Source organism: Streptomyces himastatinicus ATCC 53653, assembly GCF_000158915.1.
In the GTDB taxonomy this organism is placed as follows: domain Bacteria; phylum Actinomycetota; class Actinomycetes; order Streptomycetales; family Streptomycetaceae; genus Streptomyces; species Streptomyces himastatinicus.
On the sequence record NZ_GG657754.1, the window covers coordinates 7,996,094 to 8,017,734 of the forward strand.

Sequence of the window (21,641 nt, forward strand, 5' to 3'; positions counted from 1 at the left end):
CCGAAGGTGCTGAGGGCGCCGAAAGGTGCCGCCGGTGACTGGGCCGGGGCCTGCGGCGGGGCGGGGGTGTTCGTCGGGGACGGGGCCGAGCCCGGATCGCGCGTCGGCAGCGGCGGCCGGGGCGGCGCCGGGGGCGCGGGCGCCTCGGCGGTCGCGGTGGCGGTCCCGCCACCGCCGGCCGACGCGGTCCCGCCGCCGTTCAGCTTGTTGACGCCGTACTTCACCGAGATCGCGTACATCTCGTCCGGGTCCAGCCGCCGCAGCTCCTCGGCGATCAGCTCCGACATCTCCCGCCGCTGGAGCGCGACGTGCCGGTCCGGCTGGCCAGGCATCGCCAGCTCGGCCAGCGCACCGTCGGCCCGGTCCAGGCAGATCACGCCGTCGGCCGTCTCCAGCCGCACCGCGGTCAGCCCCGGGCCCTCGGAGATCTGCCGGTCGACCGGGACCCGCAGCCGCTCGGCGAGCCACAGCGCGAGCAGCTCGCTGCTCGGGTTGTACGCCTCGCCCTCGACGACCGCGGAGGTGATCTTCGAATGCTTCTGGTCCAGCGCGGCCGCCAGCACACTGCGCCACGGGGTGATCCGGGTCCACGCCAGATCGGTGTCGCCCGGGGTGTACGTCTCGGCCCGCAGGCCCAGCGTGGCGACCGGGTCCTCGGTGGCCTGGGCGTCGGTGATGCGGCGCTGGGCCAGCTGCCCCAGCAGGTCCTTGGCGGGGTGCTCCGGGGCGTCCTCGGGCCACCACACCACGACCGGGGCGTCCGGCAGCAGCAGCGGCAGGACCACCGAGTAGGCGTGGTTGGCGAGTTCGCCGTGGAGCCGCAGCAGGACCGTCTCACCGGTGCCGGTCTCGCCGCCGACCCGGACCTCGGCGTCCATCCGGGCCATCTTGCGGTCGCGCGGCGAGCGGCCCGGCCGCTTGATGACGACCAGGATGCGCGAGGGGTGTTCCTTGGACGCCTCGCTCGCGGCCTTCAGCGCGTCGTAGTGGTTGCCCTCGTCGGTGACGATGACGAGGGTGAGCACCATGCCCACGGCCGGGGTGCCGGTGGCCCGGCGCGCCTGGACCAGAGCGGAGTTGATCCGGCTGGACGTGGTGTCCGTGAGATCGATGTTCATGGCCGCCGCCAGCTCCGTCCGTCTCGTGCGAGCATCTCGTCCGCGGCCTTCGGCCCCCAAGTACCGGCCGTGTACTGCTCGGGCTTCCCGTGCTTGTCCCAGTACGCCTCGATCGGGTCGAGGATCCGCCAGGACTCTTCCACCTCCTGGTGGCGCGGGAAGAGGTTCGCGTCGCCCAGCAGGACGTCGAGCAGCAGCCGCTCGTACGCCTCGGGGCTGGACTCGGTGAAGGACTCGCCGTACTGGAAGTCCATCGTCACATCGCGGATCTCCATGGAGGTGCCGGGCACCTTGGAGCCGAACCGGATGGTGACGCCCTCGTCCGGCTGCACCCGGATGACCAGGGCGTTCTGCCCCAGCTCCTGGGTGTCGGTGGCATCGAAGGGGGAGTGCGGGGCGCGCTGGAAGACCACGGCGATCTCGGTGACCCGGCGCCCCAGCCGCTTGCCGGTGCGCAGGTAGAAGGGAACGCCCGCCCAGCGGCGGTTGTCGATCTCCAGCTTGACCGCGGCGTAGGTGTCGGTCTTCGACTGCGGGTCGATGCCGTCCTCTTCGAGGTAGCCGCGCACCTCCTCGCCGCCCTGCCAGCCGTGGGCGTACTGGCCGCGCACGGTGTGCTTGCCCAGTTCGCGCGGCAGCTTGACCGCGGTGAGCACCTTCAGCTTCTCGGTGACCAGCGCCTTGGCGTCGAAGGAGGCGGGCTCCTCCATGGCGGTCAGGGCGAGCAGCTGGAGCAGGTGGTTCTGGATGACGTCCCGGGCGGCGCCGATGCCGTCGTAGTAGCCCGCGCGGCCGCCGATGCCGATGTCCTCGGCCATGGTGATCTGCACGTGGTCGACGTACGAACGGTTCCACAGCGGCTCGAACATGGTATTGGCGAAGCGCAGCGCCAGGATGTTCTGGACCGTCTCCTTGCCCAGGTAGTGGTCGATCCGGAAGACATCGCTGGGCCGGAAGACCTCGTGGACGACCTGGTTCAGCTCCTGGGCGCTCTCCAGGTCGTGGCCGAAGGGCTTCTCGATGACGGCACGCCGCCAGGAGTGGTTCTGCCCGTCGGACAGCCCGTGCTTTTTGAGCTGCTGCACCACGTTGGGGAAGAACTTGGGCGGCACGGAGAGGTAGAAGGCGAAGTTGCCGCCGGTGCCGCGGGCCTTGTCCAGCTCTTCTATCGTCGCCTTCAGCTTCTCGAAGGCGTCGTCGTCGGAGAACTCCCCGGGGACGAAGCGGAATCCCTCGGCGAGCTGCTGCCAGACCTCTTCGCGGAACGGGGTCCGCGCGTGTTCCTTCACGGCATCGTGGACGACCTGGGCGAAGTCCTCGTTCTCCCAGTCGCGGCGGGCGAAGCCGACGAGCGAGAAGCCCGGCGGCAGCAGGCCGCGGTTGGCCAGGTCGTAGACGGCGGGCATCAGCTTCTTGCGGGACAAGTCACCGGTGACCCCGAAGATGACCAGGCCGGACGGCCCCGCGATGCGCGGGAGCCGCCGGTCCTTCGGGTCACGCAGCGGATTGCTGCCGATGGTCAAGGTGTTCACGCCTCCGACGGTGCGAGGCGCTTCAGCTCCGCCTCGGTGGACTTCAGCAGGTCGTTCCAGGACGCCGCGAACTTCTCGACGCCCTCGTCCTCCAGAAGCTGTACGACCTCGTCATACGAGATGCCGATCGAGGCCAGCGCCTCGATGTCGGCCTTGGCCTGCTCGTACGCACCGGCCACGGTGTTGCCCTTGATCTCGCCGTGGTCGCCGACCGCGTCGAGGGTGGCCTCCGGCATCGTGTTGACGGTGCCCGGGGCGACCAGGTCGTCGACGTACAGGGTGTCCTTGTAGGCCGGGTCCTTGACGCCGGTGGAGGCCCACAGCGGGCGCTGCCGGTTGGCGTTCGCCCGGTCCAGGGCGGCCCAGCGGTCGGAGCCGAAGACCTCCTCGTACGCCTGGAAGGCGAGCCGGGCGTTGGCCAGGGCGGCCTTGCCGCGCAGCGCCTTGGCCTCGTCGGTGCCGAGCTTGTCGATGCGCTTGTCGATCTCGGTGTCCACCCGGGACACGAAGAAGGACGCCACCGAGTGGATCTTGGAGATGTCGAGGCCGGCGGTCTTCGCCTTCTCCAGACCGGTCAGGTAGGCGTCCATGACCGCGCGGTAGCGCTCCAGGGAGAAGATCAGCGTGACGTTGACGCTGATGCCCAGGCCGATCACCTCGGTGATCGCCGGGAGCCCCGCCTGGGTGGCCGGGATCTTGATGAACGTGTTCGGGCGGTCCACCAGCCAGGCCAGCTGCTTGGCCTCGGCGATGGTGGCGGCCGTGTTGTGGGCCAGCCGCGGGTCGACCTCGATGGAGACCCGGCCGTCCTGGCCGCCGGTCGCCTCGTGGACCGGGCGCAGGATGTCGGCGGCGTCCCGGACGTCCGCGGTGGTGATCATCCGGACGGCTTCCTCGACGGTGACCTTGCGGGCCGCGAGATCGGTGAGCTGCTGCTCGTAACCGTCGCCGCCGGAGATCGCCTTCTGGAAGATCGACGGGTTGGTGGTGACGCCGACGACGTGCTGCTGGTCGATCAGTTCGGCGAGATTGCCGGAGGTGATCCGCTTCCGGGAGAGGTCGTCGAGCCAGATCGCGACGCCTTCGTCGGCCAGCCGCTTGAGTGCGTCTGTCATGGGGTGTGTCTCCTGTTGCTCGTCGCTGTTCAAGTCGGATGCGGGCGTCACTGCCCGGCGGCGTCCAGGGACTCGCGGGCGGCGGTGACCACGGCGTCGGTCGTCAGGCCGAATTCCCGGTAGAGCACCTTGTAATCGGCGGAGGCGCCGAAGTGCTCCAGCGAGACGATGCGGCCCGCCTCACCGACGTAGCGGTGCCAGGTCAGGCCGATACCGGCCTCGACGGCCACGCGCGCCTTCACGGACGGCGGCAGCACGCTGTCGCGGTACCCCTTGTCCTGCTCTTCGAACCACTCGATCGAGGGCATCGAGACGACGCGGGTCGGCACACCGGCGGCCTGGAGCTGCTCACGCGCCTCGACGGCGAGCTGGACCTCGGAGCCGGTGCCGATCAGGATCACCTGCGGCTGGCCGCCCTCGGCCTCGAAGAGGACGTAACCGCCCTTGGCGGCGTTCTCGTCGGCCTCGTACGTCGGCACGTTCTGCCGGGTGAGCGCGATGCCGTGCGGGGCCGGGTTGTCGCTGTGGCGGCGGGTGATCTCGCGCCAGGCGATGGCGGTCTCGTTGGCGTCGGCCGGGCGGACGATGTTCAGGCCCGGGATGGCGCGCAGCACGGACAGGTGCTCGACCGGCTGGTGGGTGGGGCCGTCCTCGCCGAGGCCGATGGAGTCGTGCGTCCACACGTAGGTGACCGGCAGCTTCATCAGCGCGGCCAGCCGCACGGCCGGGCGCATGTAGTCGGAGAAGACCAGGAACGTGCCGCCGTAGACACGGGTGTTGCCGTGCAGCGCGATGCCGTTCATGGTCGAGCCCATGGCGTGCTCGCGGATGCCGAAGTGGATCGTCCGCCCGTAGGGGTCGGCCTCCGGCAGCGGGTTGCCCTTCGGGAGGAAGGACGAGGACGCGTCGATGGTGGTGTTGTTGGAGCCGGCGAGGTCGGCCGAGCCGCCCCACAGCTCCGGGAGCACCCCGCCGAGCGCCTTGAGCACCTGGCCGGACGCCTTGCGGGTGGCGACGTCCTTGCCCGCCTCGAAGACCGGCAGCGCGCTCTCCCAGCCCTCCGGCAGCTCACCGGCGGTGATGCGGTCGAACTCGGCGGCGCGCGCGGGGTTGTTGTTGCGCCACTCCTGGAGCTTCTTGTCCCAGGCGGCGTGCGCCTCGCGGCCGCGGTCGACCAGCCCGCGGGCGTGGTTGATGACCTCGGTGTCGACCTGGAAGTGCTGCTCGGGGTCGAAGCCCAGGACCCGCTTGGTGGCGGCGACCTCGTCGGCGCCGAGGGCGGAGCCGTGGGACGCCTCGGTGTTCTGCGCGTTCGGCGCGGGCCAGGCGATGATCGTGCGCGCGGCGATGATCGAGGGGCGCTCGGTCTCGTCCTGCGCCGCCTTGAGCGCCGCGTACAGCTGCTCGATGTCGAAGTCGCCGCTGGCCGCCTGCTCGATGCGCTGGACATGCCAGCCGTACGCCTCGTACCGCTTCAGTACGTCCTCGGACAGCGCGGTGGCGGTGTCACCCTCGATGGAGATGTGGTTGTCGTCGTACAGCGCGACGATGTTGCCCAGCTTCTGGTGTCCGGCCAGCGAGGACGCCTCGGCGGAGATGCCCTCCTCCAGGTCGCCGTCGGAGACGATCGCCCAGATGGTGTGGTCGAACGGGGAGGCGCCCTCGGGCGCCTCCGGGTCGAAGAGACCGCGCTCGTAGCGGGCGGCCATGGCCATGCCCACCGCGTTCGCGATGCCCTGGCCGAGCGGCCCGGTGGTGGTCTCCACACCGGTGGTGTGGCCGTACTCCGGGTGGCCCGGGGTGAGGCTGCCCCAGGTGCGGAAGGACTTCAGGTCCTCCAGCTCCAGGCCGAAGCCCGCCAGGTAGAGCTGCACGTAGAGAGTCAGGCTGGTGTGCCCCGGCGACAGGACGAACCGGTCGCGGCCCGCCCAGTTCGCGTCGGAGGGGTCGTGCCGCATGAGCTTCTGGAAGAGAAGGTACGCGGCGGGCGCGAGACTCATGGCCGTGCCAGGGTGGCCGTTACCGACCTTCTGTACGGAGTCCATGGCCAGGACGCGGGCGGTGTCAACGGCCCGCTGGTCCAGATCGGTCCATGCAAGGTCTGTGGTAGTCGGCTTGTTGCTCACCCTGAGTCAGGGCTCCTCTCCACAATGTCGCTGTCCGGTGACCGTGTGCACACCGGCGAGGTCGAGCCTACCCCTGTAAGAACGGTCATCTTTTCGAGTTCCACTCAACGTCTTACGAAACGAATCTCAAGGTCGCGGCATTCCATCGGAGTTCTCTCCGAGAGCCATGGAATACAGCGTTCCGGTAGTTGTACGGGGTGTCCGCGCAGGTCTTCGAGGGGCATCAACACGAGCCGACCCCGGCGGCAGGCGGCGTATCCGCTACGTCTAGAGTGGCGTGGTACGCGCAAGTCTTTACCGGGGTTTCATCTCCGGTGCTTGCTGGTTCTTGCTTCCACCAGGGGTGTGCGTGACGGCCGTCGAATCCCGTCCTGCGGGGGTGCTCGAAACGAGCGAATCGAGCCTCGGGCAGCGGCTTCCCGGCCGCCGGCCGTTCGGGGCCCGGGTCAAGGCGTTCGTGACGCTGACCAAGCCGCGCGTCATCGAACTGCTGCTGATGACCACGGTGCCAGTCATGTTCCTGGCCGCCCAGGGCGTCCCGGATCTGTGGCTGGTCCTCGCGACCTGTATCGGCGGCTATCTGTCCGCCGGTGGCGCCGCCGCGTTCAACATGTACTACGACCGTGACATCGACGCGCTGATGGACCGCACGTCGCAGCGTCCCGTGGTCACCGGCATGGTGTCGCCGCGCGAGTGCCTGGTCTTCGCCTTCTCGCTGGCCGCCGTGTCCACGGCCTGGTTCTGGTTTCTGGTCAACCCGCTGTCCTCGATGCTGGCACTCGGTGCGCTGGTCTTCTACGTCGTCGTCTACACGATGTTGCTCAAGCGGCGTACCTCGCAGAACATCGTCTGGGGCGGCATCGCGGGCTGTATGCCGGTGCTCATCGGATGGTCGTCGGTCACCAATGAGGTCTCCTGGGCCGCGGTGATCCTCTTCCTGGTCATCTTCTTCTGGACGCCGCCGCACTACTGGCCGCTGTCGATGAAGGTCAAGGAGGACTACGAGCGGGCGAGCGTGCCGATGCTGCCCGTCATCGCGGGCAACAAGGCCGTCGCCCGGCAGATCGTCCTCTACAGCTGGCTCATGGTCGGCGTCTCGCTGCTGCTGTGGCCGCTCGGCTACACCGGCTGGTTCTACCCGGCGGCAGCGACCGTGCTGGGCGCGTTCTGGCTCAAGGAGGCGCACGGGCTCCAGGCGCGCGCCCGGGCCGAGGTCACCGGCGCGAAGCTCAAGGAGATGCGGCTGTTCCACTGGTCCATCACCTATGTCTCGCTGCTCTTCGTCGCCGTCGCGGTGGACCCCTTCCTGCGGTGACCCTTCCTGCGCTGATCCCCTTCCGGCCGTAATTACCGGCGGGTAGCATCGGTGGTATGGCAGATACCACGCAGGCGTCCCCGAAGGACGAGAAGCGGGCCCAGCGGCTCGCCCACCAGATCACGGCCTTCGCCAAGAGCCACGGCGGCAGCGCCGAGGGCCAGCTCGCCCACATCGGGCGCGGCACCGTCCGGATCGCCCTGGTGGGCGCCAACGGCGAGTGGGGCACCCTGGTCGCCCCCTCCCAGGAGACGGGCCGCCGCGCGGTGGAGATCGCCGGGCTCACGCTCCAGGACGACTTCGACGGCGAGCTGGCGGCGAAGGTTCGTACGGGCCCGTACGAATGGAAGCGGATGGCCGGTATCCAACTGGGCGGCCCCCGCAACACCTGAACCGCCGGAATCCGTCCCGCCGGACCGGCACAATGGGTCGGCGCCCGCATAGGGCCGGTCCGTCGGACCCAGACCGGCGACACCTCGTGCGGCATCCGGGCGTTAAGCCCTGCGATGCCGGAGGGCGAGGAGGCGGCGGCGATGGAGGAGGCGACGGGTTCCCCGGAGACCCTGGGGCCCTGCGAACACGCCCCGGGGCCCGCTACCGGCTCGGTGCCCCGGGACGGACCGGGCGTGGAGCTGCCGCCGCTGGTCGATCAGCACGGCCACGGCATCGTCCACGGCGAGCTGGGCCTCGGCTCGTTCGAGACGCATCTGGCCACCGCCGCGGGATCGGGCCCGGCCCCGGCGGGGACCACGTACTTCGACAGCTGGACCGGGCTCGCCGTGCGCCGCTGGTGCCCGCCGCTGCTGGGCATGGAGCCGTACTGCACGCCCGTGCGCTATCTCGCCCGCCGCCGCGAGCTGGGCGCCTACCGCGCCGCCCGGCTGCTGCTGCGCGGCGCGGGCATCGGCACGTTTCTGCTGGAGTCGGGCGCCCCCAGCGACCTCACCTCGCCCGCCGAGCTGGCGGCGGCCGCCGAGGGCCGCGTCCATGAGGTCGTACGGCTCGAACCGCTGGCCGAACAGGTCGCGGACACCTCGGGGACGGTCGACGCGTTCATGGGCAACACCGCCGAGGCCCTCTACGCCGCCGCCCAGCACGCCACCGCCTTCGCGCTGGGCATCACCTTCTGCGACGAGACCCCGCCCGACCCGCGCGAGGTGCGGCGCGCGGCGGCGCGGCGGCTCTCCGCGCGCCCGGTCCGCAACCGGGCGCCCGACCCCGTGCTCGCCCAGCATCTGCTGTGGAGCGCCGTGGCCACCGGGCTGCCGGTGCAGCTCCACTGCGCCGATCCGCGGCCGCTCACCGGCTTCTTACGCGCCACCGCCGGGTTCGGCACCGACCTGGTACTGCTGCCCGAGCGGCCGCACCACCGCCGCGCGGCCCAGCTCGCCGCCGTCTTCCCGCACGTCTACGCGGACGCGGGGCCGCGGCCCGCGGAGACGCTGGGCGAGGCGCCGTTCGGCAAGCTGCTGTTCTCCACCGGCGCCCGAGCGCTGCCCGAGCTGTATGTGACCGCGGCCCGGCTGTTCGGCCAGGCCATGGACCGGCTGGCGGCCGAGTGGGTCGCCGACGGCATCTGTACGAGGACGGAGGCCCGGCGGATCGCCGGGCTGGTCGCGGCCGGGACGGCGCGCCGGGTCTACCGGCTGGACGCGGCGGGCTCGGGCGCCGGGCCGGGGTCCGCCGGGGTCTCCGGCTGAAGCGATTCGTGGTCGCCCGTGGGGCCGGACTCCGGGACGGCGGCGAGCGTCGGGCGCTCGCGCTGCGCGAAGAACACCCGCAGGACCGCGATCCACACCAGGCAGGACCCGAACATATGGACGCCGACGACCACCTCGGGCAGGCCCGTGAAGTACTGCACGTACCCGATCACGCCCTGGAGGAGCAGCACGCCCAGCAGCTCCAGCACCGTACGGCGCACGGCCGCCGGGGCCTGCACGGCGCGCAGCACGAACCACAGGGCGACGGTGAGGCCCAGCACGATGTAGACGAAGTCCACGTGCAGCTGGGTGATCTCCTGCCAGTCCAGCGGGATCCGGTGCACCTCACGGGCGTCACCGGCGTGCGGACCGGAGCCGGTGACCACGGTGCCGAGCAGGATCAGCGTCAGGGTCGCGCCGACCAGCAGCCAGGTCAGCTGGCGCACGGGCCGGGCCACCAGGTCGCGCGGCGCGCCGTCGCCCTCGCGGGAGCGCTGCCAGACGACCATCGCGATCGTGAGGAGCGCGGTGGCCAGCAGGAAGTGCGAGCTGACGATGTACGGGTTCAGGCCGGTGAGGACGATGATGCCGCCGATGATGGCGTTGCTCATGATCAGCCAGAACTGGACCCAGCCCAGCCGGGTGAGGGAGCGGCGCACCGGCTGACGGGCCCGGGCGGCGATGATCAGCAGGCCGACGAACGCGCACAGCACGTACGTCAGCATGCGGTTGCCGAACTCGATGGCGCCGTGGATGCCCAATTCGGAGGTGGGCGTCAGGCTCCCGGAGGTGCACCTGGGCCAGGTGTCACAGCCCAGCCCGGACTCGGTCAGCCGCACCGCGCCCCCGGTGACGACGATGACCACGGCCATCACCACGGTGGCGAGCGCGGCGCGCTCCACGAAGCGCGCGGAGGGCTGCCAGCGCCGGGCGATCAGCTCGAACGGATTCAGCGAATTCGGCACGGAGTCATCGTAGGACGGAGCTTGTGCAGCTTTTCACGAGGGGTCCGGTTACCGGGGGACACGAGGTCACGTACCGGGAAGCCCCTCACTCCCAGCGGAAGAACCGCGCCGCCGCACCGAGCCCCAGCACCGACCACACGGCCAGGATCGCCAGGTCCCGCCAGGGCATCCCGGCGCCGTCCTGGAGGACGTCCCGCAGCCCGCCGGAGAGCGCCGCGATCGGCAGCAACTCCAGTACGCCCCGTACGGCGCCCGGGAACTTGTCCAGCGAGACGATCACCCCGCCGCCCACGAGCAGCAGCAGGAAGACCAGGTTGGCGGCGGCAAGGGTCGCCTCGGCCTTGAGGGTGCCCGCCATCAGCAGCCCGAGCCCGGAGAACGCGGCGGTGCCGAGGACCAGCAGCAGCACCACGGCGAGCGGGTCGCCCTGCGGCGACCAGCCCAGCGCGAAGGCGATCGCCGTCAGCAGCACGATCTGGAGGATCTCGGTGACCAGAACCGCGCACGTCTTGGCGGCCATCAGCGCCCAGCGGGGCAGCGGGGAGACGGCGAGCCGCTTGAGCACGCCGTACCGCCGCTCGAAGCCGGTCGCGATGGCCTGTCCGGTGAAGGCCGTGGACAGGACGGCGAGCGCCAGCACTCCGGGCGCGAGAAAGTCGACGGAGCTTCCGGCGTTCCCGGGGACGCCGGTGTCGCCCGTGTCAACGATGTTCACGCTGCTGAAGAGCACCAGGACGAGGGACGGGATGACGACGGTCAGCAGCAGCTGTTCACCGTTGCGCAGCAGCATCCGGGTCTCCAGCGCGGCCTGCGCGCGGATCATCCGGAGCAGCGGTGCCGCCCCCGGCTCGGGGCGATAGGTGCCTGTGGCGGTCACGCGCGCAGCTCCTTACCGGTCAGCTCCAGGAAGACGTCCTCCAGGGTGTGCCGCTCGACCGAGATGCGGTCGGGCATGACGCCGTTCTGTGCGCACCAGGAGGTGACGGTGGCCAGCATCTGCGGGTTGACCTTGCCGGTGACCCGGTAGCCGCCGGGGGTCAGCTCGGCGGCCGTGCTGTCGACGGGCAGCGCCTTGAGCAGCGAGGCCAGGTCGAGCGCGGGGCGGCCGCTGAAGCGCAGGGTGTTCTCGGCGCCGCCGCGGCACAGCTCCTCGGGAGTGCCCTGGGCGATCACCTTGCCGCCGTCGATGATGGCGACGTGGTCGGCGAGCTGTTCGGCCTCGTCCATGTAGTGCGTGGTCAGCACGACGGTCACGCCGTCGCGGCGCAGATCGCGGACGAGGTCCCAGGTGGCGCGGCGGGCCTGCGGGTCGAGCCCGGCGGTGGGCTCGTCGAGGAAGACCAGTTCGGGGCGGCCGACGACGGCCATGGCGAGCGCGAGCCGCTGCTGCTGGCCGCCGGAGAGCCGTCGGTAGGTCGTCCGGCCGCAGGAGCCGAGGCCGAGCCGCTCGATGAGCGCGGCGACGTCCAGGGGATGGGCGTGGAGGGTGGCGGTGTGGCGCAGCATCTCTTCTGCGCGCGCCCCGGAATAAACCCCTCCGGACTGGAGCATGACGCCCACTCGCGGCCGCAGTGCCGCCGCGTCGGCGACCGGGTCGAGGCCGAATATGCGGACCGTCCCGGCGTCGGGGCGGCGATATCCCTCGCAGGTCTCGACGGTGGTGGTCTTGCCGGCGCCGTTGGGGCCGAGGACGGCGCTCACGGTGCCGCGGCCGACGGACAGGTCGAGCCCGTCGACGGCGGTCTTCGAGCCGTACCGTTTGACCAGGCCGACGACGTCGACCGCGGGCTCTTCTCGCATGTCCGGCAGTCTACGAACGGCGGATGGCGCCGTGGGCGGCAGGGCCGGAACGAATCCCTGGCCGCGGCCGGTGCGGGCCCCCTCCCGCACCCCTTCCGACGAGCCGGGCAGCCGCATCGTCGCAGGTCACACTTAGGTTCACCTAAGTGACGCACTCCACCGGAAGCCGCCTCCGTTCCCGCTTGTACCTTGCCGAAGAATTACGCAACAATGGCGTTGTGAAATACGCGAGCGAGGCTCCCCAGGGACGCGCGGCCGAGTCGGCCGCGCGGTCCGGCATGCCTGCCGTGACCGCTCCGGAGGAGCAGCACGGCACCCGGAACCGGGTTGCCCGCTCCATCCTCGACCACGGCCCGTCCACCGCCGCCGAGCTCGCCCTGCGGCTGGAGCTGACCCAGGCGGCCGTGCGGCGCCACCTCGACACCCTCGTCGCCGACGGCGTCGTCGAGCCCCGCGAGAAGAGGGTGTACGGGGCGCGCCGGCGCGGCCGCCCGGCCAAGATGTTCGCCCTGACGGACTGCGGCCGTGACGCCTTCGACCAGGCCTATGACGATCTTGCCGTCGACGCCCTGCGCTGGATCGAGCAGAGCGCGGGCGGCGGCGAGAAGGGCCGGGCCGCCGTCGCGGCTTTCGCCCGTGCCAGGCTCGCCGCCCAGGCCGAGGGATACCGCGGCGCCGTCGAGTCGGCCGCCCCCGGGCGGCGTACCGAAGCCCTGGCGGGCGCACTGTCCGCGGACGGGTACGCTGCTACGGCGCGCAGCGCGCCGGTCGGCGAACAGCTCTGCCAGCACCACTGCCCGGTCGCCCACGCAGCCGAGCGATATCCGCAGCTGTGTGAGGCGGAGACCGAGGTCTTCTCCCAGCTGCTCGGGACTCATGTGCAGCGTCTGGCCACCATCGCCCATGGCGACGGAGTGTGCACGACGTTCATTCCGAAGACCGGACACCAGGCCGGACAGACCGATACAGCGGTCGAGAAGACAGACCACCGCATCACCAAGACCACCACAGCATCTGCCAGCACGGCCGGGAGGAACCCCGAATGACTCTCCCCACGGAGACTGCTCACCCCGAGCTCGAGGGTCTGGGCAACTACGAGTACGGCTGGGCCGACTCCGACGTGGCCGGAGCCTCGGCCAAGCGCGGCCTTTCCGAGGAGGTCGTCCGCGACATCTCGGCGAAGAAGTCCGAGCCGGAGTGGATGCTCAAGCTCCGCCTCAAGGGCCTGAAGCTCTTCGGCAAGAAGCCCATGCCCACCTGGGGCTCGGACCTGTCGGGCATCGACTTCGACAACATCAAGTACTTCGTCCGCTCCACCGAGCAGCAGGCCGCCTCCTGGGAGGACCTGCCCGAGGACATCAAGAACACGTACGACAAGCTGGGCATCCCGGAGGCCGAGAAGCAGCGCCTCGTCGCGGGTGTCGCGGCCCAGTACGAGTCCGAGGTCGTCTACCACCAGATCCGTGAGGACCTGGAGGAGCAGGGCGTCCTCTTCCTGGACACCGACACCGCGCTCAAGGAGCACCCGGAGCTCTTCAAGGAGTACTTCGGCACCGTGATCCCGGCGGGCGACAACAAGTTCGCCTCGCTGAACACGGCGGTGTGGTCCGGCGGCTCGTTCATCTACGTGCCCAAGGGCGTCCACGTGGACATCCCGCTCCAGGCGTACTTCCGGATCAACACCGAGAACATGGGCCAGTTCGAGCGGACGCTGATCATCGTCGACGAGGACGCCTACGTCCACTACGTCGAGGGTTGTACGGCGCCGATCTACAAGTCGGACTCGCTGCACTCCGCGGTGGTCGAGATCATCGTCAAGAAGGGCGGCCGCTGCCGCTACACGACCATTCAGAACTGGTCGAACAACGTGTACAACCTGGTCACCAAGCGCGCCGTCGCGTACGAGGGCGCCACCATGGAGTGGGTCGACGGAAACCTCGGCTCCAAGGTGACCATGAAGTACCCGGCCGTCTACCTGATGGGCGAGCACGCCAAGGGCGAGACCCTGTCCATCGCCTTCGCGGGCGAGGGCCAGCACCAGGACGCCGGCGCCAAGATGGTGCACATGGCGCCCCGCACCTCCTCGAACATCGTCTCCAAGTCGGTGGCCCGGGGCGGTGGCCGCACCTCCTACCGCGGTCTCATCGAGATCGGCGAGGGTGCCGAGGGCTCCAAGTCCAACGTGCTGTGCGACGCCCTGCTGGTCGACACCGTCTCGCGCTCGGACACCTACCCGTACGTGGACGTCCGCGAGGACGACGTGTCCATGGGGCACGAGGCGACCGTCTCGAAGGTCAGCGATGACCAGCTCTTCTACCTCATGAGCCGCGGCCTGTCCGAGGACGAGGCCATGGCGATGATCGTGCGCGGCTTCGTCGAGCCCATCGCGCGCGAGCTGCCCATGGAGTACGCGCTGGAGCTCAACCGGCTGATCGAGCTCCAGATGGAGGGTTCGGTCGGCTGACGCCGCCGCCCTTCCCGCCCCGCCATGGGGCACCCCCGTGTAAGCCCCAGAAGGCAGAAAGCGAGCAGTACGACAGCCATGGCTGAAACCATTCCGGCCGGATCCACCACGGACGGCGTCATCCAGGTGGGGCAGCAGCCCATCGACGCGCGAGTGAGCGCGCCCGCGTCGTACGACGTGGCCGACTTCCCCGTGCCCAACGGGCGCGAGGAGGACTGGCGGTTCACGCCGCTGGAGCGGCTGCGCGGCCTCCACGACGGCACCGCCGTCGCCGACGGCGGCGTCAAGGTCGAGGTGTCCGCCCCCGAGGGCGTCACCGTCGAGACCGTGGGCCGTGACGACGCCCGCCTGGGCAAGGCCGGCAAGCCGGTGGACCGGGTCGCGGCCCAGGCGTACAGCTCCTTCGAGAAGGCCTCGGTCGTCTCCGTGCCGAAGGAGAAGGTGCTCAGCGAGCCGGTGCGGATCGCCGTGCACGGCGAGGGCGGCACCGCCTTCGGCCACCAGGTGATCGAGGTCGGCGCCTTCGCCGAGGCCGTCGTCGTCATCGACCACACCGGTGACGCCACGCTCGCCGCCAACGTCGAGTACCTCATCGGCGACGGCGCCAAGCTCACCGTCGTCTCGGTCCAGGACTGGGACGACACGGCCGTCCACGCCGGTCAGCACACCGCGCTGGTCGGCCGGGACGCCACCTTCAAGTCCGTGGTCGTCACCTTCGGTGGTGACCTGGTCCGGCTGCACCCGCGCGTCGTCTACGGCGCCCCGGGCGGTGAGGCCGAGCTGTACGGCGTGTACTTCACCGACAACGGCCAGCACCAGGAGCACCGGCTCTTCATCGACCACGACACCCCGCACTGCCGCAGCAACGTGGCCTACAAGGGCGCGCTGCAAGGCAAGGACGCGCACGCGGTCTGGATCGGCGATGTGCTGATCCGCGCCGCGGCCGAGGGTACGGACACCTACGAGCTGAACCGGAACCTGGTCCTCACCGACGGCGCCCGCGTCGACTCGGTGCCGAACCTGGAGATCGAGACCGGTGAGATCGTCGGCGCCGGTCACGCGAGCGCGACCGGCCGCTTCGAGGACGAGCAGCTGTTCTACCTGATGGCCCGCGGCATTCCGGCCGACGAGGCCCGTCGCCTGGTCGTCCGCGGCTTCTTCGCCGAGCTGGTCCAGCAGATCGGACTGCCCGAGCTGGAGGAGCGCCTGATCGCCAAGATCGAGGCCGAGCTGGAGGCGTCCGTATGACCGAAACCTTCGTGCGCGCCTGTGCGCTGACCGAGCTCGAAGAGGACGCCCCCAAGCGCGTCGAGCTGGAGGGCGTGCCGGTCGCGCTGGTGCGCACCGAGGGCGAGGTGTTCGCCGTCAACGACATCTGCTCGCACGCGAACGTCTCGCTGTCCGAGGGCGAGGTGGAGGACTGCCAGATCGAGTGCTGGCTGCACGGCTCCAGCTTCGACCTGCGCACCGGCAAGCCGTCCGGCCTTCCGGCCACGCGTCCGATCCCCGTATACCCCGTAAAGATCGAAGGGGACGACGTGCTCGTCTCCGTCACCCAGGAGTCCTGAGGCACCCATGGCAACGCTTGAGATTCACGACCTGCACGTCTCCGTCGAGGCCGAGGGCGGCCCCCGCGAGATCCTGCGCGGCGTCGACCTGACCGTGAAGCAGGGCGAGACGCACGCCATCATGGGCCCGAACGGCTCCGGCAAGTCCACCCTGGCGTACTCGCTCGCCGGTCACCCGAAGTACAAGATCACCGGCGGCACCGTCACCCTCGACGGCGAGGACGTGCTGGAGATGTCCGTCGACGAGCGGGCCCGCGCCGGTGTCTTCCTCGCCATGCAGTACCCGGTCGAGGTGCCCGGCGTCTCCGTCTCCAACTTCCTGCGCACCTCCGCGACCGCGATCCGCGGCGAGGCGCCGAAGCTGCGCACCTGGGTGAAGGAGGTCAAGGAGGCCATGCAGCGGCTCTCCATCGACCCGTCCTTCGCCGAGCGGAACGTGAACGAGGGCTTCTCCGGCGGTGAGAAGAAGCGTCACGAGATCCTCCAGCTGGAGCTGCTGAAGCCGGCCATCGCGATCCTCGACGAGACCGACTCCGGTCTCGACGTCGACGCCCTGCGCGTCGTCTCCGAGGGCGTCAACCGCGTCCGCGAGTCCGGCCAGGTCGGCACCCTGCTGATCACCCACTACACGCGCATCCTGCGCTACATCAAGCCCGACCACGTCCACGTGTTCGCCGCGGGCCGGATCGCCGAGTCCGGCGGCCCGGAGCTGGCGGACAAGCTGGAGGAAGAGGGCTACGAGGAGTACGTGAAGGGAGGCGTCTCCGAGTGACACAGCTGCCGGGCCTCCTCGACACCGAGGCGATCCGCAAGGACTTCCCGATCTTGGACCGCACGGTCCACGACGGCAAGAAGCTCGTCTACCTGGACAACGCGGCGACCTCGCAGAAGCCGCGTCAGGTCCTGGACGCGCTGAACAGCTATTACGAGCGCGCGAACGCCAATGTGCACCGTGGCGTCCATGTGCTCGCGGAGGAGGCCACGGCGCTGTACGAGGGCGCCCGCGACAAGGTCGCCACCTTCATCAACGCGCCCAGCCGCGACGAGGTGATCTTCACCAAGAACGCGTCGGAGTCGCTGAACCTGGTCGCCAACATGCTCGGCTGGGCAGATGAGCCCTACCGGGTGGACCAGGAAACCGAGATCGTCATCACGGAGATGGAGCACCACTCCAACATCGTTCCGTGGCAGCTGCTCTCGCAGCGCACCGGTGCGAAGCTGAAGTGGTTCGGCCTCACCGAGGACGGCCGTCTCGACCTGTCCCAGATCGAGCAGGTCATCACGGAGAAGACCAAGATCGTCTCCTTCGTGCTGGTCTCCAACATCCTGGGCACGCACAACCCGGTCGAGGCGATCGTCCGCCGCGCGCAGGACGTCGGCGCGCTCGTCCTCATCGACGCCTCCCAGGCCGCCCCGCACATGCTGCTGGACGTCCAGGCGCTCCAGGCCGACTTCGTGGCCTTCACCGGCCACAAGATGTGCGGCCCGACCGGTATCGGTGTGCTGTGGGGCCGCCAGGAGCTGCTGGAGGATCTGCCTCCGTTCCTCGGCGGCGGCGAGATGATCGAGACCGTTTCGATGAACTCCTCCACCTACGCCCCGGCGCCGCACAAGTTCGAGGCCGGTACGCCCCCGATCGCCCAGGCCGTCGGCCTCGGCGCGGCCGTGGACTATCTGACCTCGGTCGGCATGGACAACATCGCCCGCCATGAGCACGCCCTGACCCACTACGCGGTCGGCAGGCTCCTGGAGGTGCCCGACCTGCGCATCATCGGCCCCACCACGGCCGAGGAGCGCGGTGCCACGATCTCCTTCACGCTCGGCGACATCCACCCGCACGACGTGGGCCAGGTGCTCGACGAGCAGGGCATCGCCGTCCGGGTGGGCCACCACTGTGCCCGTCCGGTGTGCCTGCGGTACGGAATTCCTGCGACCACGCGAGCGTCGTTCTATCTGTACTCCACGCCGGCCGAGGTGGATGCCTTGGTCGACGGGCTGGAGCACGTACGGAACTTCTTCGGCTAGGGGATGCCACGTGAAGCTGGATTCGATGTACCAGGACGTCATCCTGGATCACTACAAGCACCCCCACGGACGGGGGCTCAGGGACGGCGACGCCGAGGTACACCACGTCAATCCCACCTGCGGTGACGAGATCACCCTGCGGGTACGGCTTGACGGCGAGACGATCGAGGACGTGAGCTACGAGGGGCAGGGCTGTTCCATCAGCCAGGCCAGCGCGTCCGTACTCAACGACCTGCTGGTGGGCAAGGAGCTGAGCGAGGCTCGCAGGATCCAGACGACGTTTCTGGAGCTGATGCAGTCCAAGGGCCAGCTGGAGCCGGACGACGCGATGGAAGAGGTGCTGGAGGACGCGGTCGCGTTCGCCGGTGTCTCCAAGTACCCGGCCCGGGTCAAGTGCGCGCTGCTGAGCTGGATGGCATGGAAGGACGCCACCGCTCAGGCCCTGGGCGACGGCGCTGAAGGGAAGACCGCATGACTGAGAACGTGGAAACGACCACCAAGCCCGCGAGTGAGGAAGAGGTCCGCGAGGCCCTCTACGACGTGGTCGACCCCGAGTTGGGCATCGACGTGGTCAACCTCGGCCTCGTCTACGGCATTCACGTCGACGAGAGCAACATCGCCACCATCGACATGACGCTCACCTCGGCGGCGTGTCCGCTGACCGACGTCATCGAGGACCAGGCGAAGTCCGCGGCCGACGGCATCGTCAACGAGCTGCGGATCAACTGGGTCTGGATGCCGCCGTGGGGTCCCGACAAGATCACCGACGACGGCCGTGAGCAGCTGAGGGCCCTCGGCTTCAACGTCTGAGGTCTCTCCGGCTCCGTTCGGGCTTTCGAAGCGGCCCCCGCGCACGATGCGCGGGGGCCGCTTCGCGCGTTCCGGATCCTTTATGCGTACGCCCGTACGCATCGTTGTGTACACTCGTACGCATGGGATACCTGACGCTCTCCGGTGCGATCCTCGCCGAGGTCCTGGCCACCACCTCGATGAAGTACAGCGACGGCTTCAGCAAGCTCTGGCCCTCGGTCGCCACCGCTCTCGGCTACGGGATCGCCTTCGTGCTGCTCGCCCAGACGCTCAAGACGGTCTCCGTCGGCACCGCGTACGCCATATGGGCCGGGGCCGGGACCGCCGTCATTGCCGCGATCGGGATGGTGTTCCTCGGTGAGGCGGTGACTGCCGCGCGGGTGGTCGGGGTGCTGCTGGTGATCGCCGGAGTCGTCGTGCTGAACCTCGGCGGGGCCCACTGATGGGGCGCCGCTATGACCCCGAGCGGCGGCAGCGGATCATCGACGCCGCGATCGCGGTGGTGGGGGAGCGGGGCATCGGCGGCCTGAGTCACCGGGCCGTGGCCGCCGAGGCGGACGTACCGCTCGGCTCCACCACGTACCACTTCGCGACCCTCGATGATCTGCTGGTCGCCGCGCTCGACCAGGTCAACGCCGAGTGGCTGGCCGATATGGAGCGCTGGGAGCGGGACGCGCCGCCCGACGCGCCGCTCGCCGACGGCATGGCCGGGCTGATGGAGATGCTGCTGACGGGCGACCGCAAGCGGCTGGAGCTGGAGTACGAGCTGTATCTCGCCGCCCTGCGCCGCACCTCGGTGCGACCGCTCGCCGCCGCGTTCCTCGACCGGATGACCGAGCTGCTCGTGCGGCGCACCGGCGATGTGGATGTCGCGCGCGCCATCAACGCCCTCTTCGACGGGATGCTGTTGCAGGTCCTGCTGACCGGGCGGGAATTCGACCGGGAGGAGGCGCGGGCGGCGTTCGCCCGCGTGACCGGCTGAGGGGGGCTGGCTTTGTCTGCTCCCTGGGACCGGTTAGCCTCCGGGGCCCGCCTCCGGTTAGCGTGCTGACCATGACCGATGCAGCCACCACCACCCGCACCACCGGCGCCGTCGCCGCCGGGCTCGCCACCCTCACCGAGGACGGCACCGTTCTGGACACCTGGTTCCCGGCCCCCGAGCTGGCCGACGCGCCCGGCCCGGCCGGAACCGAGCGGCTCGACGCCGAGCGCACCGCCCAGCTCCTGGGCGAGACCGCCCTCAAGGCGCTCGGCCCGGACCCGCGCCGTGGCGTCGAGGTCGTCGCCGTCCGCACGGTCATCGCCTCCATCGACGACAAGCCGCTCGACGCGCATGACGTGTACCTGCGGCTGCACCTGCTCAGCCACCGGCTCGTCAAGCCGCACGGGCTGAGCCTGGACGGCCAGTTCGGCCTGCTCGCCAACATCGCCTGGACCTCGCTCGGCCCCGTCGCCGCCGACCAGGTCGAGCGCGCCCGGCTCGCCGCCCGCGCGGAGGGGCTGCACCTGTCGGTGACCAGCGTCGACAAGTTCCCGCGGATGACGGACTACGTCGTTCCGGCCGGTGTCCGCATCGGTGACGCCGACCGCGTACGGCTCGGCGCGCACCTCGCCGCCGGGACCACCGTCATGCACGAGGGCTTCGTCAACTTCAACGCGGGCACGCTGGGCACCTCCATGGTCGAGGGCCGCATCAGCGCGGGCGTCGTCGTCGGCGACGGCTCCGACATCGGTGGCGGCGCGTCGATCATGGGCACGCTGTCCGGTGGCGGCAAGCAGACCATCACCATCGGCGAGCGCTGCCTGCTGGGCGCCGAGGCGGGCCTCGGCATCTCCCTCGGCGACGACTGCGTCGTCGAGGCGGGCCTGTACGTGACGGCGGGCACCCGGGTGACCCTTCCGGGACTGCAAGATCGCCAAGGCCCTGAGCTGTCCTGGCGCCACGAACCTGCTTCTTCCGCCGTAACTCCGCGACCGGCGCGTCGAGGTTCTGCCGCGCACGTGTCGTGAGGCGTGCTGGACGAGGCGCTGCACAGCCACAACTGATCACGGCGGGGTGGATTTCCCCCACCCCGCCGGCTTCGGCGGTCAGGTTGCCGTTGCGTACGTGGCGGCCAGTTCGGCCGTTACGGTTGCGTCCGCCCCGAAGAGGGGCGGGCGCACCGTTCCGCCGGGGCGGCCCAGGGTGCTCAGGAGCGCCTTGGCGGTGACCGCGCCGGGGAGGTGGGACATCATCGCGTCGATGAGCGGGGTCAGCGCGAGATGACGGCGGGCGGCCTCTTCGGGGTCGCCCGCGTCGTACGCCTCCAGAACGCCCCGCACCTCGCGCGGCGCCACGTTCGCGACCGTGCTGATGCAGCCGACCGCGCCGATCGCCCTGAGCGGCAGGTTCAGCTCGTCGCAGCCGGAGTAGTAGGCGAGCCCGGTGGCGGCCATCGTCCGCGCCGACTTCATCAGGTCGTACGCGCAGTCCTTCACCCCGGTCACGCGGGGGTGTTCCGCGAGGCGGCACAGGGTGTCGTACGAGAGCGCGACGCCGGTGCGGAAGGGGATGTCGTACAGCGTGACCGGGATGCCGACCGCGTCGGCGACCATGCGGAAGTGCGCCTCGACGGCTTCCTGCGGCGGGCGGCTGTAGTACGGGGTGACCACCAGCAGCCCGTGCGCGCCCGCCTTCTCGGCGGCCCGCGCGAGCGCGACGGCGTGCGCCGTGTCGTTGCTGCCCACCCCCGCCACGATCCGCGCCCGGCCCCCGACGGCCTCTGCCGCGGCCTGGACGACCGCCGTCTTCTCGGCGTCGGTGGTGGTCGGCGACTCTCCGGTGGTGCCGCCCAGTACGAGCCCGTTGCAGCCGCCGTCGTCGACGAGGGCGGCTGCGAGGTGCTGGGTGCCGGGGAGGTCGAGGTCGCCGTCCCGGGTGAAGGGGGTGACCATGGCGCAGGCGAGGTGGGATCTGGGCATGACGGAAGTGTCGTGCCGGGTACGCCGTAGGTCCACTTAATTCTTCTTGGTGTGTAGGTGTAGGGCTGCTACGTCGTGGGGGACCTTTCCCCAGCCCCGCCCCTTCCCGAAACGTGGGACACCCCCCGCCCCCGAAACCTCC

The 21,641-nt window shown here is 70.1% G+C and carries 22 protein-coding genes; 14 read left to right on the top strand and 8 right to left on the bottom strand.

From position 1 onward, the window contains the following. From opcA to tkt, 4 genes are all read right to left on the bottom strand, one after another. On the bottom strand, positions 1-1,118 hold a 1,118-nt coding region (gene opcA / locus SSOG_RS34030), incomplete at its 3' end, for a glucose-6-phosphate dehydrogenase assembly protein OpcA (protein WP_009718806.1). Next, complete coding sequence (gene zwf, locus SSOG_RS34035; RefSeq protein ID WP_086015886.1) at positions 1,115-2,641, bottom strand: glucose-6-phosphate dehydrogenase; 1,527 nt, start codon at positions 2,639-2,641, stop codon at positions 1,115-1,117. The genes opcA and zwf, both read right to left, overlap by 4 nt. 5 nt (positions 2,642-2,646) lie before the next feature. Beyond that, on the bottom strand, positions 2,647-3,765 hold the full coding sequence (gene tal / locus SSOG_RS34040) for a transaldolase (protein ID WP_009718808.1): 1,119 nt from the start codon (positions 3,763-3,765) through the stop codon (positions 2,647-2,649). A 47-nt stretch (positions 3,766-3,812) separates the two neighbouring features. After that, the gene (gene tkt, locus SSOG_RS34045; RefSeq protein ID WP_009718809.1) at positions 3,813-5,891 is read right to left on the bottom strand and encodes a transketolase; all 2,079 of its coding nucleotides are present in this window, start codon (positions 5,889-5,891) and stop codon (positions 3,813-3,815) included. Positions 5,892-6,240: 349 nt separating this feature from the next. On the opposite strand from tkt, the gene SSOG_RS34050 reads away from it, so the two are divergent. The 3 genes from SSOG_RS34050 (at position 6,241) to SSOG_RS34060 (ending at position 8,906) form a co-directional block, all read left to right on the top strand. Then, positions 6,241-7,206: a heme o synthase gene (locus SSOG_RS34050; RefSeq protein ID WP_009718810.1), complete on the top strand. Its 966-nt coding sequence runs from the start codon at positions 6,241-6,243 to the stop codon at positions 7,204-7,206. A 56-nt stretch (positions 7,207-7,262) separates the two neighbouring features. Continuing rightward, entirely contained in the window at positions 7,263-7,598 is a 336-nt protein-coding gene (locus SSOG_RS34055; RefSeq protein WP_009718811.1) for a hypothetical protein, read from the top strand. Between the two features lie 141 nt (positions 7,599-7,739). Continuing rightward, positions 7,740-8,906, top strand: coding sequence for an amidohydrolase (locus SSOG_RS34060; protein ID WP_245606438.1), 1,167 nt, complete (start codon positions 7,740-7,742; stop codon positions 8,904-8,906). On the opposite strand, the gene SSOG_RS34065 is transcribed toward SSOG_RS34060, so the two are convergent. The 3 genes from SSOG_RS34065 to SSOG_RS34075 all read right to left on the bottom strand — a co-directional run bounded on the left by SSOG_RS34065 (position 8,846) and on the right by SSOG_RS34075 (position 11,671). Beyond that, complete coding sequence (locus SSOG_RS34065) at positions 8,846-9,871, bottom strand: COX15/CtaA family protein (RefSeq protein WP_009718813.1); 1,026 nt, start codon at positions 9,869-9,871, stop codon at positions 8,846-8,848. The genes SSOG_RS34060 and SSOG_RS34065 overlap by 61 nt on opposite strands. Before the next feature lie 85 nt (positions 9,872-9,956). Continuing rightward, positions 9,957-10,748 (bottom strand): ABC transporter permease, encoded by a 792-nt coding sequence (locus tag SSOG_RS34070; RefSeq protein ID WP_009718814.1) that lies wholly within the window; start codon positions 10,746-10,748, stop codon positions 9,957-9,959. After that, entirely contained in the window at positions 10,745-11,671 is a 927-nt protein-coding gene (locus tag SSOG_RS34075) for an ABC transporter ATP-binding protein (protein ID WP_039939318.1), read from the bottom strand. The genes SSOG_RS34070 and SSOG_RS34075 overlap by 4 nt, the downstream gene beginning before the upstream one ends. Before the next feature lie 218 nt (positions 11,672-11,889). Here SSOG_RS34075 and SSOG_RS34080 point away from each other — a divergent pair, with 218 nt between their 5' ends. The 11 genes from SSOG_RS34080 to dapD all read left to right on the top strand — a co-directional run bounded on the left by SSOG_RS34080 (position 11,890) and on the right by dapD (position 20,548). Further along, positions 11,890-12,717 carry a helix-turn-helix transcriptional regulator gene (locus SSOG_RS34080; protein WP_039939319.1) on the top strand — a complete coding sequence of 276 codons (828 nt, stop codon included), beginning with the start codon at positions 11,890-11,892 and terminating at the stop codon, positions 12,715-12,717. Beyond that, the gene (sufB, locus tag SSOG_RS34085; protein WP_009718817.1) at positions 12,714-14,135 is read left to right on the top strand and encodes a Fe-S cluster assembly protein SufB; all 1,422 of its coding nucleotides are present in this window, start codon (positions 12,714-12,716) and stop codon (positions 14,133-14,135) included. The genes SSOG_RS34080 and sufB overlap by 4 nt, the downstream gene beginning before the upstream one ends. A 78-nt stretch (positions 14,136-14,213) precedes the next feature. Next, entirely contained in the window at positions 14,214-15,383 is a 1,170-nt protein-coding gene (gene sufD / locus SSOG_RS34090; RefSeq protein WP_009718818.1) for a Fe-S cluster assembly protein SufD, read from the top strand. Continuing rightward, positions 15,380-15,703: a bifunctional 3-phenylpropionate/cinnamic acid dioxygenase ferredoxin subunit gene (locus SSOG_RS34095; RefSeq protein ID WP_009718819.1), complete on the top strand. Its 324-nt coding sequence runs from the start codon at positions 15,380-15,382 to the stop codon at positions 15,701-15,703. The genes sufD and SSOG_RS34095 overlap by 4 nt, the downstream gene beginning before the upstream one ends. A 7-nt stretch (positions 15,704-15,710) precedes the next feature. Next, on the top strand, positions 15,711-16,475 hold the full coding sequence (gene sufC / locus SSOG_RS34100; protein WP_009718820.1) for a Fe-S cluster assembly ATPase SufC: 765 nt from the start codon (positions 15,711-15,713) through the stop codon (positions 16,473-16,475). Further along, positions 16,472-17,728: a cysteine desulfurase gene (locus SSOG_RS34105; RefSeq protein ID WP_009718821.1), complete on the top strand. Its 1,257-nt coding sequence runs from the start codon at positions 16,472-16,474 to the stop codon at positions 17,726-17,728. The genes sufC and SSOG_RS34105 overlap by 4 nt, the downstream gene beginning before the upstream one ends. Before the next feature lie 10 nt (positions 17,729-17,738). Beyond that, the gene (sufU, locus tag SSOG_RS34110) at positions 17,739-18,203 is read left to right on the top strand and encodes a Fe-S cluster assembly sulfur transfer protein SufU (RefSeq protein ID WP_009718822.1); all 465 of its coding nucleotides are present in this window, start codon (positions 17,739-17,741) and stop codon (positions 18,201-18,203) included. Next, complete coding sequence (locus tag SSOG_RS34115) at positions 18,200-18,538, top strand: metal-sulfur cluster assembly factor (RefSeq protein ID WP_009718823.1); 339 nt, start codon at positions 18,200-18,202, stop codon at positions 18,536-18,538. Before sufU ends, SSOG_RS34115 begins: the two co-directional genes overlap by 4 nt. Positions 18,539-18,660: 122 nt before the next feature. Then, positions 18,661-18,981, top strand: a complete 321-nt coding sequence (locus tag SSOG_RS34120; RefSeq protein WP_009718824.1) for a DMT family transporter — start codon at positions 18,661-18,663, stop codon at positions 18,979-18,981. Further along, positions 18,981-19,520, top strand: a complete 540-nt coding sequence (locus tag SSOG_RS34125) for a TetR/AcrR family transcriptional regulator (RefSeq protein ID WP_039939321.1) — start codon at positions 18,981-18,983, stop codon at positions 19,518-19,520. The genes SSOG_RS34120 and SSOG_RS34125 overlap by 1 nt, the downstream gene beginning before the upstream one ends. A 71-nt stretch (positions 19,521-19,591) precedes the next feature. Continuing rightward, positions 19,592-20,548, top strand: coding sequence for a 2,3,4,5-tetrahydropyridine-2,6-dicarboxylate N-succinyltransferase (dapD, locus tag SSOG_RS34130; protein ID WP_039942150.1), 957 nt, complete (start codon positions 19,592-19,594; stop codon positions 20,546-20,548). 78 nt (positions 20,549-20,626) lie between these two features. Here the strand turns inward: dapD and dapA are convergent, their stop codons facing one another. Next, a complete protein-coding gene (gene dapA, locus SSOG_RS34135; RefSeq protein ID WP_039939322.1) occupies positions 20,627-21,499 on the bottom strand; it encodes a 4-hydroxy-tetrahydrodipicolinate synthase in 873 nt (290 codons plus the stop codon). Positions 21,500-21,641 lie beyond the last annotated feature (142 nt).

Excerpts from the sequence above, each read along its gene's own strand:
- sufB (WP_009718817.1), top strand. The coding sequence starts at position 12,714 with ATGACTCTCCCCACGGAGACTGCTCACCCCGAGCTCGAGGGTCTGGGC.
- tal (WP_009718808.1), bottom strand. The coding sequence starts at position 3,765 with ATGACAGACGCACTCAAGCGGCTGGCCGACGAAGGCGTCGCGATCTGG.
- SSOG_RS34115 (WP_009718823.1), top strand. The coding sequence starts at position 18,200 with ATGACTGAGAACGTGGAAACGACCACCAAGCCCGCGAGTGAGGAAGAG.
- SSOG_RS34095 (WP_009718819.1), top strand. The coding sequence starts at position 15,380 with ATGACCGAAACCTTCGTGCGCGCCTGTGCGCTGACCGAGCTCGAAGAG.
- SSOG_RS34060 (WP_245606438.1), top strand. The coding sequence starts at position 7,740 with ATGGAGGAGGCGACGGGTTCCCCGGAGACCCTGGGGCCCTGCGAACAC.
- SSOG_RS34075 (WP_039939318.1), bottom strand. The coding sequence starts at position 11,671 with ATGCGAGAAGAGCCCGCGGTCGACGTCGTCGGCCTGGTCAAACGGTAC.
- dapD (WP_039942150.1), top strand. The coding sequence starts at position 19,592 with ATGACCGATGCAGCCACCACCACCCGCACCACCGGCGCCGTCGCCGCC.
- SSOG_RS34125 (WP_039939321.1), top strand. The coding sequence starts at position 18,981 with ATGGGGCGCCGCTATGACCCCGAGCGGCGGCAGCGGATCATCGACGCC.
- sufC (WP_009718820.1), top strand. The coding sequence starts at position 15,711 with ATGGCAACGCTTGAGATTCACGACCTGCACGTCTCCGTCGAGGCCGAG.
- sufD (WP_009718818.1), top strand. The coding sequence starts at position 14,214 with ATGGCTGAAACCATTCCGGCCGGATCCACCACGGACGGCGTCATCCAG.
- SSOG_RS34120 (WP_009718824.1), top strand. The coding sequence starts at position 18,661 with ATGGGATACCTGACGCTCTCCGGTGCGATCCTCGCCGAGGTCCTGGCC.
- SSOG_RS34055 (WP_009718811.1), top strand. The coding sequence starts at position 7,263 with ATGGCAGATACCACGCAGGCGTCCCCGAAGGACGAGAAGCGGGCCCAG.
- dapA (WP_039939322.1), bottom strand. The coding sequence starts at position 21,499 with ATGCCCAGATCCCACCTCGCCTGCGCCATGGTCACCCCCTTCACCCGG.